Annotated in this window: 18 protein-coding genes; 12 read left to right on the forward strand and 6 right to left on the reverse strand. The window is 63.8% G+C overall.

Features of this window, described 5'->3' with window-relative positions; genetic code table 11:
- The first annotated feature begins 166 nt into the window (after positions 1 to 166).
- Positions 167 to 2020 (forward strand): POT-type proton-dependent oligopeptide transporter, encoded by a 1854-nt coding sequence (locus tag J8F10_RS33605; protein WP_315854211.1) that lies wholly within the window; start codon positions 167 to 169, stop codon positions 2018 to 2020.
- Here J8F10_RS33605 and J8F10_RS33610 read toward each other — a convergent pair whose 3' ends face one another.
- From J8F10_RS33610 to miaA, 3 genes are read right to left on the reverse strand one after another with little or no spacing between them, the layout of a single operon-like run.
- Complete coding sequence (locus J8F10_RS33610; RefSeq protein WP_246523734.1) at positions 2021 to 2344, reverse strand: rhodanese-like domain-containing protein; 324 nt, start codon at positions 2342 to 2344, stop codon at positions 2021 to 2023. It lies immediately after the preceding gene.
- Between the two features lie 23 nt (positions 2345 to 2367).
- On the reverse strand, positions 2368 to 2808 hold the full coding sequence (gene ybeY / locus J8F10_RS33615) for an rRNA maturation RNase YbeY (protein ID WP_210661306.1): 441 nt from the start codon (positions 2806 to 2808) through the stop codon (positions 2368 to 2370).
- Complete coding sequence (gene miaA / locus J8F10_RS33620; RefSeq protein ID WP_210661308.1) at positions 2805 to 3767, reverse strand: tRNA (adenosine(37)-N6)-dimethylallyltransferase MiaA; 963 nt, start codon at positions 3765 to 3767, stop codon at positions 2805 to 2807. The genes ybeY and miaA overlap by 4 nt, the downstream gene beginning before the upstream one ends.
- 313 nt (positions 3768 to 4080) lie before the next feature.
- Between miaA and J8F10_RS33625 the strand changes: the two genes are divergently transcribed.
- The 8 genes from J8F10_RS33625 to hemA all read left to right on the forward strand — a co-directional run bounded on the left by J8F10_RS33625 (position 4081) and on the right by hemA (position 12721).
- Positions 4081 to 5061, forward strand: a complete 981-nt coding sequence (locus J8F10_RS33625; RefSeq protein WP_246523735.1) for a DUF1559 domain-containing protein — start codon at positions 4081 to 4083, stop codon at positions 5059 to 5061.
- 161 nt (positions 5062 to 5222) lie between these two features.
- Entirely contained in the window at positions 5223 to 5429 is a 207-nt protein-coding gene (locus J8F10_RS33630; protein ID WP_210661310.1) for a hypothetical protein, read from the forward strand.
- A gap of 52 nt (positions 5430 to 5481) precedes the next feature.
- Positions 5482 to 6150: a DUF4198 domain-containing protein gene (locus J8F10_RS33635; RefSeq protein ID WP_210661313.1), complete on the forward strand. Its 669-nt coding sequence runs from the start codon at positions 5482 to 5484 to the stop codon at positions 6148 to 6150.
- A gap of 33 nt (positions 6151 to 6183) precedes the next feature.
- Complete coding sequence (locus J8F10_RS33640) at positions 6184 to 7752, forward strand: DUF1800 domain-containing protein (protein WP_210661315.1); 1569 nt, start codon at positions 6184 to 6186, stop codon at positions 7750 to 7752.
- A gap of 12 nt (positions 7753 to 7764) precedes the next feature.
- Positions 7765 to 8982, forward strand: a complete 1218-nt coding sequence (locus J8F10_RS33645) for a DUF1501 domain-containing protein (protein WP_210661317.1) — start codon at positions 7765 to 7767, stop codon at positions 8980 to 8982.
- 137 nt (positions 8983 to 9119) lie between these two features.
- Positions 9120 to 10352, forward strand: a complete 1233-nt coding sequence (gene zigA / locus J8F10_RS33650; RefSeq protein WP_210661319.1) for a zinc metallochaperone GTPase ZigA — start codon at positions 9120 to 9122, stop codon at positions 10350 to 10352.
- Between the two features lie 261 nt (positions 10353 to 10613).
- A complete protein-coding gene (gene ccsA / locus J8F10_RS33655; RefSeq protein ID WP_210661321.1) occupies positions 10614 to 11450 on the forward strand; it encodes a cytochrome c biogenesis protein CcsA in 837 nt (278 codons plus the stop codon).
- Positions 11447 to 12721, forward strand: a complete 1275-nt coding sequence (gene hemA, locus J8F10_RS33660) for a glutamyl-tRNA reductase (protein WP_210661323.1) — start codon at positions 11447 to 11449, stop codon at positions 12719 to 12721. The genes ccsA and hemA overlap by 4 nt, the downstream gene beginning before the upstream one ends.
- Before the next feature lie 56 nt (positions 12722 to 12777).
- Here hemA and J8F10_RS33665 read toward each other — a convergent pair whose 3' ends face one another.
- The 3 genes from J8F10_RS33665 to J8F10_RS33675 form a co-directional block, all read right to left on the reverse strand.
- Positions 12778 to 13449 carry a TIGR02996 domain-containing protein gene (locus tag J8F10_RS33665; protein ID WP_210661325.1) on the reverse strand — a complete coding sequence of 224 codons (672 nt, stop codon included), beginning with the start codon at positions 13447 to 13449 and terminating at the stop codon, positions 12778 to 12780.
- Positions 13442 to 14539, reverse strand: coding sequence for a hypothetical protein (locus J8F10_RS33670; protein ID WP_210661327.1), 1098 nt, complete (start codon positions 14537 to 14539; stop codon positions 13442 to 13444). Before J8F10_RS33670 ends, J8F10_RS33665 begins: the two co-directional genes overlap by 8 nt.
- Before the next feature lie 226 nt (positions 14540 to 14765).
- Positions 14766 to 15503, reverse strand: coding sequence for a lipoate--protein ligase family protein (locus J8F10_RS33675; protein WP_210661329.1), 738 nt, complete (start codon positions 15501 to 15503; stop codon positions 14766 to 14768).
- Between the two features lie 269 nt (positions 15504 to 15772).
- Between J8F10_RS33675 and J8F10_RS33680 the strand changes: the two genes are divergently transcribed.
- The 3 genes from J8F10_RS33680 to J8F10_RS33690 all read left to right on the forward strand — a co-directional run bounded on the left by J8F10_RS33680 (position 15773) and on the right by J8F10_RS33690 (position 18035).
- Complete coding sequence (locus J8F10_RS33680) at positions 15773 to 16708, forward strand: SPFH domain-containing protein (protein ID WP_210661331.1); 936 nt, start codon at positions 15773 to 15775, stop codon at positions 16706 to 16708.
- Positions 16709 to 16851: 143 nt separating this feature from the next.
- Positions 16852 to 17811 (forward strand): alpha/beta hydrolase family protein, encoded by a 960-nt coding sequence (locus tag J8F10_RS33685; protein WP_210661332.1) that lies wholly within the window; start codon positions 16852 to 16854, stop codon positions 17809 to 17811.
- A gap of 35 nt (positions 17812 to 17846) precedes the next feature.
- Complete coding sequence (locus tag J8F10_RS33690) at positions 17847 to 18035, forward strand: hypothetical protein (protein WP_210661334.1); 189 nt, start codon at positions 17847 to 17849, stop codon at positions 18033 to 18035.
- The last annotated feature ends 6 nt before the right edge of the window (positions 18036 to 18041 follow it).

The raw sequence follows: 18041 nt of genomic DNA on the forward strand, positions 1-18041 counted from the left end.
CCTCTGTCGAATTACCTGCGCTGGACAACTAACCGCCGGTGCCTGCCAAAAGCTATGGGGGCACCCGATAGAAGAATCCGCGTGCCACGCGACCCGCGCTTGGGTAAGATCGCTACACTTTCCCACCGCAACTTACTGAACTTTTCGCCACACAAGGGCTTCCGACGTGTCATTAGTTGCCACCGCCACTGCGCCGACCGGCCACCCGCCCGGGTTCTGGTTCTTCTTCTGGGGGGAGTTCGCCGAGCGGTGCTCGTATTACGGCATGCGCGCGATTCTCGCGAAGTACATGATCGAGAAGTTGGGTGTGGCCGAGGGGAACGCGGGCACGTTCATGTCGCTGTTCATCGCGGCGTGCTACTTCTTCCCGCTCCTCGGGGGGTACATCGCGGACAACTTCCTCGGGAAGTATTGGACCATCGTCGGGTTCTCCGTTCCCTACGTCGTCGCCCAGTACCTGGTGGGCACCGAGGACAAGTACATTGTTTTCGGTTCGCTCGTGCTGCTCGCGATGGGCAGCGGGGTGATAAAACCGAACATCTCCACGCTAATGGGGATGACGTATGACCAGCAGAGGCCCGGTCTGGACCAGTTGCGCACCAGTGCGTTTTCGTGGTTCTACATGGCGATCAACATCGGTGCCGCGCTGTCGCAGTTCACGATGCCGTGGTTGCGGAACAATTACGGTTACCAAACCGCGTTCCTGTTCCCGGCCGCGCTGATGTCGATCGCGCTCATCATCTTCGCGATCGGGAAACGGTTCTACGCGAAGGAGAAGATCGAGCGGAAGATCGTTGGCGACCCGGAAACGAAGTTGGCCGAGGGGAAAACGATCACGGGGCTCCCGATCGTTTACAAGATGGTGACTCGGGAAGAGAAGGCCGCGGATTTCTCTCTGAAAATGGAGACCCTTGGCCGCATCGGGTTGCTCTTTCTCACCGTCATGTTCTTCTGGGCGATCTTCGACCAGTCGGCCAGCACCTGGATCTTCTTCGCCGACAGTTACATGGAAACTACCCTGTTCGGTGCGCGGGCCGACGGTACGACCGTGTTGCTGTCCGGGGCCACGATGGAATCGCTCATCGGTGCCCGATCGTTCGGACTGTCGGCCGACGCGATCCAGGGGTTCAACGCGGTGTTCATCGTCCTATTGGTGCCGGTCAGCGTGTGGCTCTTCAAGACTCTGGATCGTCGGGGGCTCGGGGTCAGCCCGACACGGAAGATGATGCTCGGGTTCGCGCTCACCGGATTGAGCATGGTCATCATGAGTTTCTCCGGGTTCCTGGCCGGGAAGAAGCAGGACATGGTGAAGCTCACGACCCCGGAAGGGGTGCTCGTTCTGCCGAAGGACAGCACCGACCTTAGCACTGTGGTCGGTACCGCGACCGTGGGAACGGACGTGCGCGTTTCTGCGACCGATTTCGAGTACGACGGTGAGAAGAAGAAGCTGTCGTTCGCGTCGGGTAAGGTTCTTTTGAAGGACGGAAAAGAGCTTACGGTCACGAACGGTCACCTCGGCACGAGTGCGTTGCCCAGTGCGGCGGAACTTGCGGCAGGGGGCGTCGCGGAACCGCTTCTTAAGTCCGGTGAGGCTTTAGCGAAGGTGAAGCCCGAGCCCGCGAAGGCCACGCTGGAAACGTTCGGCTGGGTGCCGCCGAACGAACGGGTGACGGTATGGTGGCAGGTGTTCGCGTACCTGATTATCACCATCGCCGAAATTTTGATCTCGGTGACCGGACTGGAACTGGCGTTCGTCGCGGCCCCAAAGACGATGAAGAGCTTCGTTACCGGGTGCTGGCTGGCCGTGGTGTTCCTGGCCAATCTGCTCATCAACGCGCCCATCACGCAACTTTACCAGTACATGACGCCGAGCGTGTACTTCGCGATGCTCGGCGGAGCGATGGCCGTGGTGGTTGTCGTTTTCATCCCGGTCTCGGCCCAGTTCAATCGCGCGATGGTGCGCATGAGAGCGGCCGAAGAAGCGGCCAAAGCTGCTGAGGGCAACACCGAAGTGGTGTAGTCAGTACCGCGGCACACTCGGATCGACCGTGAGCGTCCAGCGGTCGATCCCGCCGGCCAGCGACATCGCCTCGATTCCCGCGCCGCGGAGGATCGCGGCGCCACTCAGACTGCGAACCCCGTGGTGGCAGTACACCACCACGGGCGCGTCCCCCGGTTGCACTTCTTCGACGCGCGCCGCGAGTTCACCCAGCGGAATCAGCACGCTCCCCGGCAGCGCGCAGAAGGCGTGCTCGTCCGGTTGGCGCACGTCGAGCAGCACGACCGGTTGGCCCGCGTCGAGGATGCGCTTCAAGTCGGTCGGTTGAATTTGTGGAATCATCATTGAAATGCAGCTCGCGATTCTGTTCACCCACCGGCAATGTCTGGCAGCCCTAGCTTTGTGAGGTACTCGCGCTCCTTCGCGCGCATCTCGCGCTCGCCCTTTTCGTCGGTGTCGGTGTACCCGCACAGGTGCAGGCACCCGTGGACGACGTAGAGCAGCAGTTCCAGGTTGGTTTCGTGGTTGCGATCGGCCGCGTACTCCTTGGCGACCTCGTAGCCGATGACCACTTCGCCCTCGAGGGTCTTTGCCCCCGGGTCCGTGTACGGGAAGGTGAGGACGTCGGTGGGCTCGTCGTGGTCGAGGAACTGCTTGTTCAGCCGGTGAATGTGCGGGTTATCGACGAACGCGAGCGTGACCTTACCCGCCTTCGTGCCCTCGCCCTCCAGCACCGTGCGTGCGGCGTCCTTGAGTTGCTGGAACTCGAGCGGGTATTCGTAGGGATTGGCAACGGATACGCGGATCATGGGGACATCATATTAGCGCCCCACGCTTTCAGCACGCGGTCGGCCAGGTCGGGCGCATCCGCCGGAACCGCCACGCACGAGGACATCCCGCGGAACCACGTGAGTTGCCGTTTCGCGAACTGCCGCGTGTGCGTGCGGATCAGGTCGACGGTTTCGTCCCAGTTCCCGCCGGTCGCCAGGTACTCGAGCAGTTCGCGGTACCCGAGCGCTTGCCGGGCCTCGCGACTGAGCGGGTGCGGGAGTTCGCACAGGCGCTGCACTTCGTTCACCCAGCCCGCTTCGAGCATCCGTGTGACGCGCTGATTGATGCGGTCGTACAGCGTTTCCCGCGGGATATCGAGTTTGACGGTCGGGATGCGGGCCGGCGGGGGCGCGGCGTGTGGTTCGTCGGTGAACGCCGGGGTGTCCCAGGTTTGCTGCCAGCTCGAAATCGGCTTGCCCGTCAGGGCGTGGACTTCGAGGGCACGCACCACGCGGCGCACGTCGTTCGGGTGGAGTCGCGCTGCGGTCTTTGCGTCGACTAATGCGAGCTTGGCGTGGATGGCGGAGTTGCCGTCGCGTGCGGCTTCGGCTTCGAGCGTTCGGCGCAGCTCCTCGTCCGCGGGCGGCCCCGGGAACAGCCCGTGTAAGAGCGCCTTGAGGTAGAACGGCGTGCCGCCCACGAAGATCGGTCGCTTCCCGCGCGCGGTGATGTCGGTGCAGGCGAGCTCCGCGCGTTCGAGCCACGACGCGACCGTGAGCGACTCCCACGGATCGAGCACGTCGATGAGGTGGTGCGGGACTCGCACGCGGTCGGCCGCGGGTGGCTTCGCAGTGCCGATGTCCATCCCGCGGTAAACGGTCATGGAATCGAGCGCGACGATCTCGCCGCCAATGCGCTCGGCGAGGTCGAGCGCGAGCGCGGATTTCCCGCACGCAGTCGGGCCGGTCAGAATGAGTGCTTGCTCGAACACAGACATGGGGTGATTCTACCGCGGCCCGCCGCTCCGTTCAGCGGCGCTCTGCTTCGGCAGAGCGTTTCCACGCCGGACTACTTACTTTTAGGGTCGAGGCGGAGCCGGAGCCGTTCGGTCACGGACTTCATTTTCTCTTCGGCCAGTCGGAACAAGGCGCGTCTTCTTTACGCACATCAGGTACGAAACGGCTGACAGGGATTGGGGTTACGCAGTATTTGGGAAATCTGACAGGTAATCTATTGGCATATTTGGTTATAGAAATTATAACTTCGTTCTCTTGCCCCCTGTTCTTCCATGTTCTCGCACGAGGAGCCTCATGGCCGCTCTGCCGATGCGCCGTTCGGCGTTCACTCTGATTGAGTTGCTCGTTGTCATCGCGATCATTGCGATTCTCATTGGGCTGCTCTTACCCGCAGTCCAAAAGGTCCGCGAGGCCGCCGCCCGCATGAGTAGCCAGAACAATTTGAAGCAGATCGGGTTGGCGACGCACAACTTCCTGGGCGTGAACAACTCGTTTCCGCTGGCCAATTACTACCCGCAGACCACGAATCCCGACGGCACGTACACGTCGGTCGATCCGAACTTCCACGTCATCAGCAGCGGGTGGGCCGTGATCCTCCCGTACCTCGAGCAGGACAATCTGGCCCGCCGGTACAACCCCAAACTGCACCCGTTCGACACCACCGACCCGGACGGTGACGGGTTCACCAACCAGATGATCTCGAACACGCCGCTGAAGACCTTCGTGGCGCCCGCCGACCCGCAGCCGGTCGCGGTGCAGTACCCGGGGTGGTCGAGCTACTACTGGTGCTCGGGCAACCGCCGGTACCTGGGCGTCGGGCAACCGGGGACGGGGGCCGACGGGTTCACGCCTTCGGACGGGGTCATTCTCCCCGGAAAAGAAGGCGCGAGAGTTACGCTGCTGAGCATCACCGACGGCACGTCGAACACGTTCCTCGCCGGCGAGGGGCACCACACGCTCAAGGGGTATGCGTTCACGAGCGGCCCGCTCGCGGGGCAGGCGCGGACCGGCGACACGACGTGGAACTACGGGCACATCTACTTCAGTTACCAGTACACCGAAGCCCCGATGAACACCCAGCAGGTCGCGGGCTGGGCCTACGACCCGGCTCGCACCACGGAGGACGGCAAGTACAGCTTCCGCAGCGCCCACATCGGCGGGGTGAATTTCCTACTTTGCGACGGCTCGGTCCGGTTCATCAGTCAGTCGATCCCGATGGCGACCTACAAGGCGCTCGGCAGCCGCGCGGGTGGGGAAGTGATCGGCAACTATTAGCCGCGTTTCGGGGTCGTAGTGGGTTCGACGAGCCGCGACCGCAAGGGAGCGGGGGCTCCCCGTGTTAAATCGCGACCACGTGACACTCGTCGCGCCTCCCGCTCCCTTGCGGTCGCGGCTCGTTACAGGGAGCCGGAAACCGGATTAACGGAGGGATGTGCGTGAAGCAGTTCGCGTTGCTGGTGATCGCCCTCGTGTCGGCGGGGTGCGGGCCGTCCGCGCCCGCGACGGGTGAACCGGCCAGGAAGATCACCTGGTCCGAGTACCAGAAGATGGACGCCGAGCAGAAGGACGACCCCTACGTCGTGGACAACCTCGACGACGAGGCCAAGAAGAAGCGGGCTGAAGCCGGCCGCAAAAAGAAGTGACCTTCGCCCCGATTTTGTTTCCGACTACCAATCGACCGAAAGGAACCGACCCATGATCCGCTCATTATTCGTTCTCACGGCGCTCGTCGCGGCCCCGTTCGCAGCTCTCGCGCACATGGTTTACGTCGTGCCCGACGCGGATGGCAAGACCATCGTCGTTGTGTTCAGCGACACGCTCGATCCCGACACGAAGGTGACGACCGACAAGCTCGCCGGGCTGAAGCTGACCGGCCACACGGCGGATGGCAAGAGCGTCGCGGTCGAAGCCAAACGGGAACCGCACCAGTTCACGGCCACCCTACCCGCCGGGACCGCGGTTGTTTCTGGCGATGTCATTTACGGCCTGATGACCAAGAGCGAGAAGCCGACGCTACTCGTGTACCACCCAAAGGCAGTGACGGGCGGGGCGACCGGCGCCAAGGCGACCGTGGGGGAATCGGCCGCGCTGGAAGTGGTGCCGGCTACGGAAGGTGGGAAGACCCGGTTCCGGCTGCTCGCGAAGGGGAAGCCGGTTGCCGGTTCAGAGGGGACTGTGCTGCTGCCGGACGGGAAGAAGGAAAAGGTAACGACCGACAAGGAGGGCTACACGGTCGCCTTTGAGGGGAACGGGCGGTTTGCCGCGTGGTTCCGTCACGCCGAAACCCGAGCGGGAGAGCACGACGGCAAGAAATTCGAGGAAGTTCGCCACTACGCTACGCTCGTGGCCGACGTCGCCAAGTAATCACCCACCCCCAACACCCCACGAGGACCAAAGATGACCCGTGAACCAATGTGGGACGTGTCGGCCGCGTCTCACTTACTCAGTCGCACCAGTTTCGGCGGCGCCCCGCAGCAAGCCGAGCGACTGGCCGCGCGCCCGCTCAAGGACGCGGTTTCCGCACTCATCGAAGAGGCCCAGCGCGCCCCCGCGCCGCAGAAGCCCGCGTGGGTGAAAGAGCCGTGGGTGAACACCGAGCGCGTGTACCCGGAGACGACCAACGAAGAGCGGATGGAGAACCACCGCAAGGCGGGCGAGCGCCAGTCCCGTGAGCGGAACGAGCTCCGGTGCTGGTGGATCGATCACGCGATCCGCACGCCCGCGCCGCTCCGCGAGGTGATGACGCTGTTCTGGCACGGGCACTTCACCACCGAAGCGCGCCGGATGTCCGTCGCTCAGCCACTCTACACCCAAAACGCGGCGCTGCGAGCACACGCTCTGGGTAACTTCCGCGACCTGCTCGAAGCGGTCACGCTCGACGCGGCGATGATGATGTACCTCAACATGGAGGACAGCGACGCGAAGAAGCCGAACGAGAACTTCGCCCGCGAACTCCTCGAACTGTTCACGCTCGGAATCGGCAACTACTCCGAAACCGACATCAAGGAGATCGCGCGGGCGCTCACCGGCTGGACGCTCAGCGCCCCGCCCGGGTCCAAGACGCGCCCGCTCGTTGAGGGCGCACCGCGTGCCTTCTGCCGCGACGGGTTGGTGCCGACGTTCGTGAAGGAGAAGCACGACGTGGGCGAAAAGACCGTTCTCGGCAAGGTCGGGCGATTCGGGGCGAAGGAGGTGCTCGATATCGTTGCGGCTCACCCCGCAACCGCGAAGTTCGTTGCGGGTAAGTTGGTCGCGTTCTTTGGTGCCGCGGACCCGAAGAACGAACTCCGGGACCGCGTTTCTGAAGCATTCATCGCGTCGAAGGGGAGCATCGCCTCGGCGCTGGCTGTGTTGCTGACGGCGCCGGAGTTCTTCGCGAAGGAGAGCCGCGGGACGCTCATCAAGTCGCCGGTGCATTTGCTCGTCGGTACCTGCCGGTTGCTCGAACTCGACGTCACCACCACGCCGAGCCTGGCACAAGCCACGGCCGCAATGGGGCAAGAACTGTTCAACCCGCCGAACGTGAAGGGCTGGCCGGGCGGCCGGGACTGGATCAGTTCGGGGACGCTGGCCGTCCGCTATCACCTGCCGGAGGCGCTTTTCGACGGCACGGAGCCGAGCGGGTTCGAGCCACTCGCGACCGACAGGTTTTTCGCACTCCCGGCCGACGAAACCGCGCGCCGCGATCTCATCAAGCGCATCCAGGCCGCCGACCAGATGCGTAAGGCGGAACGCAGGAAAGACGGGTTCAAGGTCACCTTCGTTCCAGAGAAAGCCGTGGGCGGGAAGGTTCCAGAGAAAGCGGAGGCACTGGTCGATGTGCTTCTGGCCCGGCTCCTCGCGGTTCCCTCACGCTCCGACACGAAGGCCGCGCTCGTCGATGCCGTCAACCAGGTCGAACCGGCCGAGCGCGTGAAGCTCGCGTGCCGGCTGATCCTCATGACCCCCGAATACCAACTCGCCTAACGGAGATTTATTATGCTTCCCAAAATCGACCGCCGGCGGCTCCTGGGTGTCGGGGCGCTTACTGCAACTGTGCCCGGGTTCCTGTCCGAAACCGGCCGACTGCTCGCGGGCGACGGCCGAACTCCGTCGCTCGCCGCGGACAAGGATCGCGTGCTGGTGGTGATCCAACTCGCGGGCGGTAACGACGGGTTGAACACACTCGTGCCGTTCCGCGACGATGCGTACTACAAGGCTCGCCCCAAAATCGCGATCGCGCGAGACAAAGCGCTGAAGGTAACCGACGAGTTCGCGCTGCACCCCGAAATGAAGGAGCTACGTGCGCTTCACGACGACGGGCGGCTCGGCGTTGTCAGCAACGTGGGGTACCCGAACCCGAATCGTTCACACTTCCGCGCCACCGAAATCTGGGAAACCGCGACCCCGGAGAAGGACGTGCTGACGGGCTGGGTCGGGCGGTACTTCGACGCGGAGTGCCGCGGGATCGCGTCGCCGATGCTCGGGCTGCAACTCGGGGAGAAGCCCGCGCTGACGTTCGCGCACCCGAAGGGCAGGGCGGTCACACTCACCAATCCCGGCCTGTTCCAGTGGGAGGGCGGCTCCACCGGCAAGGCGATGGATCGGCTGAACCGCGTGCGCCCGACGGGGAACGACCAACTCGACTTCCTCCAGCGCACGGCGAACGACACGCTCACGCTCTCGAAGAAGATTCAGGACGCGCTGAAGGACACGCGGACCGCGACCGAGTACGCCCCGTTCAACTTCTCGCAGTCGCTCAAAGTGGTCGCGCAGATGATCGCCGCGGACGTACCGACGCGGGTGTATTACGTCTCGCTCGGCGGGTTCGATACGCACGTAACGCAGGCCGGTCGGCACGCCGGCCTGCTCCAGGAGTTGAGTCAGGGACTCGGGAGCTTCGTGAGGGACTTGAAGGCTCTGGGGCACCTCGACCGCACGCTGGTGATGACGTTCAGTGAGTTCGGCCGGCGGGTCGCGGAGAACGAGCAGCAGGGGACCGACCACGGCACCGCGGGCGTGATGTTCCTGGCCGGCGGGAACGTGAAGGCTGGCATTCACGGCACTCGACCGAACTTGACCGATCTCGATGAAGGCGACCTGAAGTTCGGCACGGACTTCCGCCGCGTGTACGCGACCGTTCTCGCGAACTGGTTCAAAGCGAACCCGAAATCGATTCTCGGCGGGGAGTTCCAGCCGCTCCCGTGCCTCGCGTGACAACGAATTGTGCAGTACATCGCGCACAGGGCTTCCGCCCTGTGCTACGTCCGTCGGCCCCTCCGGGGCGAAGACAACAAACCACCTGTTATCGAGCCAAACGTACACGTCCATTCAACGAATTGTGGGACTGGAATATGACAGTCGCGTCGAGCCCGAATCGGCGAACGAGGTTGCCGGTGACAGTTCTTTCAGGCTTTTTGGGCGCCGGGAAGACGACCCTGTTGAACCACGTTCTCGCGAACCGCGAGGGGTTACGAGTCGCGGTGATCGTCAACGACGTGTCCGAAGTGAACATTGATGGCGCACTGGTCAAGACCGGCGGCGCGGCACTCTCGCGCACCGATGAGAAGCTGGTGGAAATGCAGAACGGGTGTATCTGCTGCACACTCCGCGAAGACTTGCTACAGGAGGTAGCGCGGTTGGCCAAGGAGGGCCGCTTCGATTACTTGCTGATCGAATCTACGGGCGTTTCGGAACCGCTCCCGGTTGCCGAGACGTTCACATTCGAGGACGAAACCGGGCATGCACTTTCAGCGGTCGCCCGGCTCGACACGATGGTCACCGTCGTGGACGCGGCCAACTTTCTCGACGACTATCTTTCGTCCGAGTCACTGACGGACCGGAACCTCGCCCTTAGCGCGGAAGATGATCGAGATGTGGTGAACCTGCTGGTCGATCAGGTCGAGTTCGCCGATGTGATCGTCCTGAATAAGACCGATCTCGTCACTGCCGAGAAGCTCAACCAACTTGAAGCTGTGCTCCGCGCGCTCAACGGCTCTGCGAAGATCATCCGGTCGGCACGCGGGCACGTTCCGCTCGCCGAGATTCTCAACACCGGGAGGTTCGATTTCGACCGCGCGTCGCAAGCGCCGGGCTGGATGGTGGTGCTGCGCGGCGACGAGCGATCCGAAACGGCGGAATACGGTATCAGCAGTTTCGTCTACCGTGCCCGGATGCCGTTTCACCCCGAGCGCCTGTACCAGTTCATGGTGAACGATGAACTGACCGGGCCGCTCCTGCGTTCAAAGGGGTTCATGTGGATCGCGACCCGACCGCAGTGGGCCGCGTTGTGGTCACAGGCCGGGCGCGTGGTGGAACTGTCCCCGCAAGGCGTGTGGTGGGCCGATGTTCCCCGCGATGAGTGGCCGACCGACCCCGACGAGCGGGCCGAGATTTTGGCAACCTTTGAGGGCGATTACGGCGACCGTCGACAAGAGCTGGTCTTCATCGGGAAAGCGCTGAACCAAGCCGTCATTCGCGCCGCCCTTGATGGCGCGCTCGTGACCGAGGTCGAGATGCTCGGCGGGCCGGCGTTGTGGGCGAAGATCCGTGATCCGCTCCCCGAATGGCTCGCGCTCGATCAGTAGATCGCTCGGGGATCGCCCTGTGAACGGCTTTCAGCTTCGTGCCGGCACTTCACGCATTCGCCCTCACATTTAGCGCAAATACCACTCCAAACGCTGCATTCCGTATCGCGAAACCGCACCCCCGGCCCGCCAATGTGGGCCGCGGCTGGTTCCAGAATGTCATGTCGAACGATTCGAGTTGCGCGAAGCCCGTGCGGGGCGCGGAATTGTGCTTACAATGGGAGGGGCAGGGGAACCGCCGATTCGACCCGCGTTGAGCGCATGACGACAACAGAAATCGTAAAGAACATCCACCACTACTGCATCGGTCTCAGTTACCTGTGCGCCTTCCTCCTCGAAATCGCCCGGCTGCTGTGGCCGGCGAAGGGGTGGCGGATCACGGGGCTGGCGTTCGGTGCCGCGGGCCTGTTCGCGCACACCGCGTACCTGCTCGTTCACCAGCCGTCGCTCGCCGTGCCCTACGGGTCCGTGCTCCTGCTCGCGTGGGTGCTCGCGCTCTTCTACTTCTACGGCACCGTCCACCACGCGAAACAAGCGTGGGCGGTGTTCGTGCTACCGGTCGTCATCGGGTTGGTCGCGATGTCGCGCATTTTGCTCACCGCCGAACCCGAGCACGCGGCGTTCGACATCGGTGGGTGGGCGTCCGGCGAGCGCTTCTGGGGCGGTATTCACGGCATGTTGATTCTGTTCGCGTCGGTGGGGGTCAGTGTGAGTTTCCTCGCAAGTGTGATGTATCTGATCCAGGCGCGCCGACTGCGGAACAAAGTCAGCCCCGGGTCCGTGATGCCGATGCTCAATCTGGAGCGGCTCGAAGCGATGAATCGGTGGTGGCTGAACTTCGCGTTCCCGATGCTCACGGCCGGGTTACTCGTCGGCACACTGCTCATTCCAAACGGTCCTTCCCTCGGCGACAACTGGTTCTCACTCAAAGTGCTCTCCACAGCGGGTTTGTGGCTCGAATTTCTGGTGCTCCTCTACCTGCGCTACGGGGTACACGTCCCCGCGCGGCGGCTCGCGCTCTTCTCGATCGTCGCGTTCGGGCTCCTGCTCGTGGCGCTGGTCGCGTCCCACCCGTTCGCGATCGGAGGGGCGAAGTGAACCTCCGTGCGATCGGCTGTAACGTGGCGTCCGCCGCGGTCGAGTTGCGCGAGCGGCTCGCGTTCAACCCCGAGAAAACTCAGAGGGCTCTGGCCGAACTGAACGCCCGGTTCGCGGCCGAAGCGGTCATCCTCGATACGTGCAACCGCGTCGAGATTTACGTGTCGCGCCAGGAAACGGTTGCGCCGTTGCACATCCCGCTCATGGCCGAGTTTCTGGCGGAAATTCACGGCGTTCCTCCGGCCGAGATCGTCCCGCACCTCTACGAGCACGCGGACACCGCCGCCGCCAAGCACCTGTTCCGCGTGGCCGCCGGGTTGGACAGCGTGGTGATCGGCGAGGGGCAGATCGCGGGCCAGGTGAAGGACGCATACGAGTCCGCGCACAAGTCTACCGCGACCGGCCCGCTCCTCAACGTGCTGTTCCCGACGGCCCTCCGGGTGTCCAAGCGCGTGCGGACCGAAACCGGCATCGCGCACGGGCACGTTTCCGTGTCGAGCGCCGCGGTGGACTTTGTGCGCCAGGTGTTCGACACGTTCACCGACAAAACCGTGCTCGTAATCGGCGCCGGGAAGATGGGGCGCCTCGCGCTGAAGCACCTCGCGGAACTGGAACCCGCCGCGATCCTGGTAACGAACCGCAGCGCGGAAAAGGCCGCGGCGGTCGCGCGCGATTGCAACGGGGTCGTGGTACCGTGGCCGCAGTTGGATGACGCGCTCGTGCAGGCCGACATCGTGCTCAGCACCACGGGGGCACCGGAACCGATCGTGAGTGCGGGCCGGTTCGATGAGAAGGTGCGCCCGCGGCGCGGGGGCCGGCCGCTCGTGGTGTTCGACATGGCCGTGCCGCGCGACTTCGACGCGCGCATCCACGACGGCGACACCGTGAGCGTCTTCAACGTGGACGACCTCGCGCGCGAGGCCGACCGCAGCATGGGCGAGCGCAAGCGGCACCTGTCCGCGGCGGAACGCATCGTCGAGGCGGAGGTCGAGAAGTTCGTGGCGGAGTGGAACCGCCGCGCGAACGGTCCGGTGATCGGTCAACTGACAGCCGAAGTGGACCGGGTCCGCGACTCGGTACTCGGCCCGCTACTCGACAAACTGAACGGCAAACTCACGAGCAAAGACAAAGACAACATCGAGGGCGCGTTCCGCCTGTTCCAGAACCGGCTCCTGCACGGCCCGATCGCCGCTCTGCGCGAGGCCAGCACCGAGGGGCACAGCGGGGGCCTCCGCGAAGCGCTCCGGAAACTCTTCGGGCTGAAGGGGTAACGTTTCTTGGTGGGTGAATCCGTGAGCCGTTTATCTCGGTACGTGCGAAACCGGCATCACCAGAACTTCCACCACGGGCGCGCGGGTGGGGGATCGGATCGAGCTTGGTACGTGTACCGGGGATCGTACTCCGGGGCGGTTCGCACGTTCGGAGGCACGGGCGGTGGTTCATATCGAACCGGGGGCGTGCTCGGTGGGAGCGGTGGGAGCGGGGCCTGTTCGAATTGAAAGCGTGTTGACAGCGCAATGACCTCGCCGGCCGATCGGATTAGTGCCGCTTCGTCCGGAGTGCAGCAGTAGAAAACTGGACGCAGGCAACCGTAACAGAGACGGATATCCGGCGCATCAGTCGCCGTAAGTTCGGTCCACACGCAGAGGCCTTCGGAGCGCATGCCCGAGCAGTTCATGACGGGCGCGGGATCGAATGCCGCGAGCCACAGCGGGTCGAGTTCGTTCCGCAAGTGCGCGAGCCGGGCGTCGGCGCGCGTGACCAACGGATCGCCTCCCGGCATCAGGTCGCGATCAACAATCAAGCGGAGGAACTCCGCACGCGGGTCGCCGCGGTCCTCGAACCAGTCCGCGTAGACGAGCCACGTCGTTCGGTCCTCGGGGGTGTCAACGAGGGCGCGGAGGAACACCCGGTCTTCTGCGGTCAGGGCGGGGAACGATGGGGCCGTTTCCACACTCTCGGTAGCTGCGGGCGAACTGTTTTTTGCCGCGTCACTCATCGCTCACCTCGACGCGAATCACCTCGAACAGCGGCTGGTCGCACGCGCCCCAGACCGCTTCGCGCTGCTCGTCGGTCACTTCGTCCTGGCACAAGTCCCACCACTCGGCCCAGTCCGTCCAGTTCCGGCGCCGGTCGCCGACGGGGATCGGGAGGGGGAGATCAAGGGCGGCCAGTTCCTCGCGCATGGTGTCGGTCGTCGCGCTCCGGGCCGGGTCCGCGAACACGAACGGGTTGAGCTGCAGCCGGCACTCCGCCGCGAGCCGGTCCCGGTGCTCGACCGCCTCCGCGCGCGCGGCGAAGAGCGCGATCGGCACGCGCGCGGAGGTGGACGGGCGGTCGCGCCACGCGGTCCCCACGAAGGTGTCGATGACCGCCCGCCGCTGCACCAGGAACCCGACCCCCGCGAACGGCGGCACGTTCGAGGGGACCGCGACCGTCTCGAAGAACGTGGCGTTGTGAGCCAGCAGAGATTCGTTCATACCGTTGGGATACCCGGCGCGCCGGCCGTACCGGTACCGCGCGCGGCCGTCGTTACCCGTCCGCCTCTGCCGGCTGAGTACCACTTCGGCCGTTCGCGCGCGCCCGTAAACCCCGATCACCTGCCCGCCCTCGGTGCCCGCGGTCATCGCGTTCCAGTCGCGGTTGATGACCCCCCAAGCGATTTCGATCACGATGTGGGCAACTTTCGGCGGTTCTTCCACTACGTCGAAGAACCGCACTTTGTCGAACGCGGCCCAGGCGTGGGCCAGTTGCTCCGCGCTCCAGGTGTGCGCGAACGCCTCCCACCACGCGCGCCAGTCGTCGTGCCGCAACTCGCTGACAGGCGGATCGATGCCCGCGTCCATGAGCCAGTCGTGGAGCCGGGGGCCATCAAGGGACGATTGGAAGAACACGGAGCACCCGCCGAACCGAAACGGGTTCTCGGCCTCGCGCGCCGCTGATTCACGCCCGCGCCGGTGCATTTCCGCGTCGTCGAAGGTGTCGAAACTGGCGACGGGCGTCGCGGCGGGCGCGCGCCGCGTGTACGGGTCGCCGTGCGGGGGTTGGTACCATCCCAACTGGCGAACGTTATAACGCGAAACACTCATGACGCTCGGGGGCAAGAATTCGCCACGAAGTAGGACAAAAGACGAATTAGCCACAAAAAAGCACAAAGGGCACAAAAGAAAGCAGAAGGCAGAACCGCAGATGACACAGATCACGCGGATCAGACAAGAGAGCGATTTCTAACCCCCATCGGGATTACAAACGCACCTGCCTTCTGTTTTCTTTTTTTGTGCCCTTTGTGCCTTTTTGTGGCCATCCTGCTTGCTCTCATCTTTTTTCGTTCCACGCACGGTTGGCGTACTTCTCCGCACGAATGGCTGGAGTGCGTTCTTGTTCCTCCGCGGTCCATTTGCCCGCGGTCACCGTCCAGCCCGTGTCGGTCGCGAATGCTTCCGTTAACATCCGTGCGAGAACTTCGGGGGCGAATTTCGGCGCACCCGCGTCGTCGCAGATGCCGGGCAGTTGCGGCGCGAATTCGCTCCGGTGCAACAGAATGCTCCCGTGCTGGAGCGTCGCGCCGCGCATCTTCCGCTGTGCGCTCCCCGCGACCTTCGAGCCGTTCAGGAGCAGATCACCGGGCGTCTGGTGCAGGAAGCACACGAGCGCGCCGAGCTTCTGCTCCTCGCCGCAGACGACCGCGTGCGTCTTCACGCCGCGTTCCTTCAGCACTCCCTGCACAATGTGATGGAACCGGCAGATCCAGTGCTCCTGCGACACCCACTGTTTGCCCGGTGGGAGCGCGAGGGCGTAGGTCAGTTCGTGGTGGTGGACGATTGCCGCGCCGCCGGTCGATCGACGGACCCACGGCAGTCCTGCGAGGTTCGCGTTGGCGCCGCGTTCCTCGGTGTGTTGGAAGTACCCGAGTGAGAGCGTCGGCGCGGTCCAGGTGTAAAACCGCAGCGATGCGACCCCGCTCACAGCGGATTCCAGCATCGCTTCGTCTGCGGACATATTCGTAGCGCCATCGGCGCCGGCGAACGGTAACAAGCGGATGGTTTGGCTCATGATGGTATTTTACCGATCCGCTGGCACGCGGAGACACAGGGCTTCCGCCCTGTGCTACGGAAGTCGGCCCCATCCGGGGCGAAGACAGATACCGTCAATGTCTTTCACGCCGCGGAGCGGCCGGCGTTCGTAGCACAGGGCGGAAGCCCTGTGTGCTTGGTTTTGGCTCAAATCAGCTGAATCCACGAAATCTGTTGGCTCACTTGTCGAAAACAGGGGTAGATATTACGATTTCAATGTGATATCACTCAGATATCGGAGGGCGTGCCGTGGAAGACCGTGAACTGAAACTGTGGTCGGGCTGGCTCGGGGCGTTCGGAGTGCTGGTCGGTTTGGGCGCGATCATCGCCCTCATCGCGCTGGCCTCGGCGTGGAAAGAGCCCAAGTTGGTATGGGCGATCGTTCCACTATCGGTTCTGTGGGTGATTTCTCTAGCCGGGTTCATCGTGAACGGGCCGAACCAGGCGCGCGTGGTGCAACTGTTCGGGAGCTACGTCGGCACGTTGCGCAAAACCGGGTTCTTCTACGGCAACCCGTTCTACTGGCGCACGCGGGTGAGCCTGCGGGTGCAGGTGTTCGAGACCGGGATGAACAAAACGGACGAAACGAAGGACGCGACCGGCCGGGTCATCACACAGGCGACATCGCACCGCGAGCCGCTCAAGGTGAACGACCACGACGGAACGCCGATCGAGATCGCGGCCGTGGTGCTGTGGAAGGTGGTGAACGCGGCCGAAGCGGTGTTCCAGGTGGACGACTACGAGGAGTTCGTGAAGCTCCAGGCGGACGCGGCTCTGCGTAATCTTGCGAGTCGCTACAGTTACGACGCGCCCGACACCGATGCGCACTCGCTCCGCGGGCACATTGAGGAAGTGGCGAACCAGTTGAAACTCGAACTTCAGGAGCGGATGCGGCAGGCCGGCGTGGAAGTTCAGGAGGCGCGCATCAGCTACCTCGCTTACGCCCGCGAGATCGCGTCCGCGATGCTCCAGCGGCAGCAGGCCGGGGCCATCATCGCGGCCCGGGCGAAGATCGTCGAAGGGGCCGTGGGCATGGTGGAGCACGCGCTCCAGATGCTCAGCGAGAAGAACATCATCGAACTGGACGGCGAGCGCCGGGCCGCGATGGTGAGCAACCTGCTCGTGGTGCTCTGCGGACACAGCGCGCCGCAACCGGTCGTCAACACTGGCACGCTTTACAACTGAGAAGAAACCTCTCCCCAACCCCTCCCCTAAAAAGGGAGGGGCTTAAAACGGTCGCAGATATTTCGTGTCGGTTGTCTTTGGTTCTGTTCCCCCTTCCTTTTTAGGGAAGGGGGTTAGGGGGTTAGGTTCTTCAGGAGTCACCCATGTATTTTGCACTTACTCTCGTTCTCGCGGCTCCCCCTCTTGCGGACGTTCCCGCGCCGCGGTTGTTGGGCGAACTGGTGGAGTTGAAAACCGGCACCGGCACGCTGTACGGCACGTTCGATCTGCCCGCCAAGCCCGGGCCGTGGCCGGTGGTGTTACTTCATGCCGGGTCCGGGCCGACGAATCGCGATGGCAACGGGCCGCTCACCCGCACCGACAATCTCAAGATGGTCGGCCGGGCGCTCGCCGCGAAGGGCATTGCGGTACTGCGGATCGACAAACGTGGGGTGGGTGCCAGTGCTTCTGCGTTGGCAAAAGAGGAAGACGTGCGGGTCGAAACTTACGCGGCCGACGTGCTCGCGTGGGTGTCCCTGCTCCGCAACGATACGCGGTTCACAAAGCTCGGTTACATCGGCCATAGCGAGGGCGCGCTTATCGGGCTGGTCGCGGCGCAGGACGCGAAGTTCGATGCGATCGTTTCCTTGTGCGGTCCGGGGCGCCCGCTCCAGGTCGTTCTCCGCGAGCAATTGAAGCGCGGGTTGCCGGACGATTTGTACAAGCAGAGCGACACGATTCTGACCGAGTTGGAAGCCGGGCGCGCGGTGAAAGAGGCGCCGAAATCACTGGCCGCGTTGTTCCGGCCGAGCGTGCAACCGTACCTGATTTCGATGTTCAAGCACGACCCGGCGAAGCTGGCTGCCGGGGTGAGCGCGCCCTTTCTGATCGTGTCCGGTTCGACCGACATTCAGGTTTCGGCCGCGGACGCGAAGTGCTTGGGTGACGCCAACACGAGTGCGCGGGTCGTGACCGTTGAGGGCATGAACCACGTGCTGAAGGTGGTGCCCAAAACTGATCGGGCGGACCAGCTCCCGAGCTATTCGGACCCGTCACTGGCGCTGCACCCGAAACTGGTGCCGGAACTCGTGGGGTTCTTCACGAAATCGTTGAGTGGGAAGTAACGCACCTGGGCGCCCGCCACCGAGGATAACGGGGTATGGCCAAGAAAGACGTGAAGCCGTTCCTGCTGCGACTCGACCCGCGCGTCCACGCGGCCGTGCAGCGCTGGGCGGAGGAAGACTTGCGCAGCTTGAACGGGCAGATCGAGTTCATTCTGCGTCAGGCGCTCGTGAAGCGCGGCATCAAACTGACCGACGACGATAAACCGCCCGACGCGGGCACCTGAAGCTAC

It is taken from the genome of Gemmata palustris, from assembly GCF_017939745.1.
Classification (GTDB): Bacteria; Planctomycetota; Planctomycetia; order Gemmatales; family Gemmataceae; genus Gemmata; species Gemmata palustris.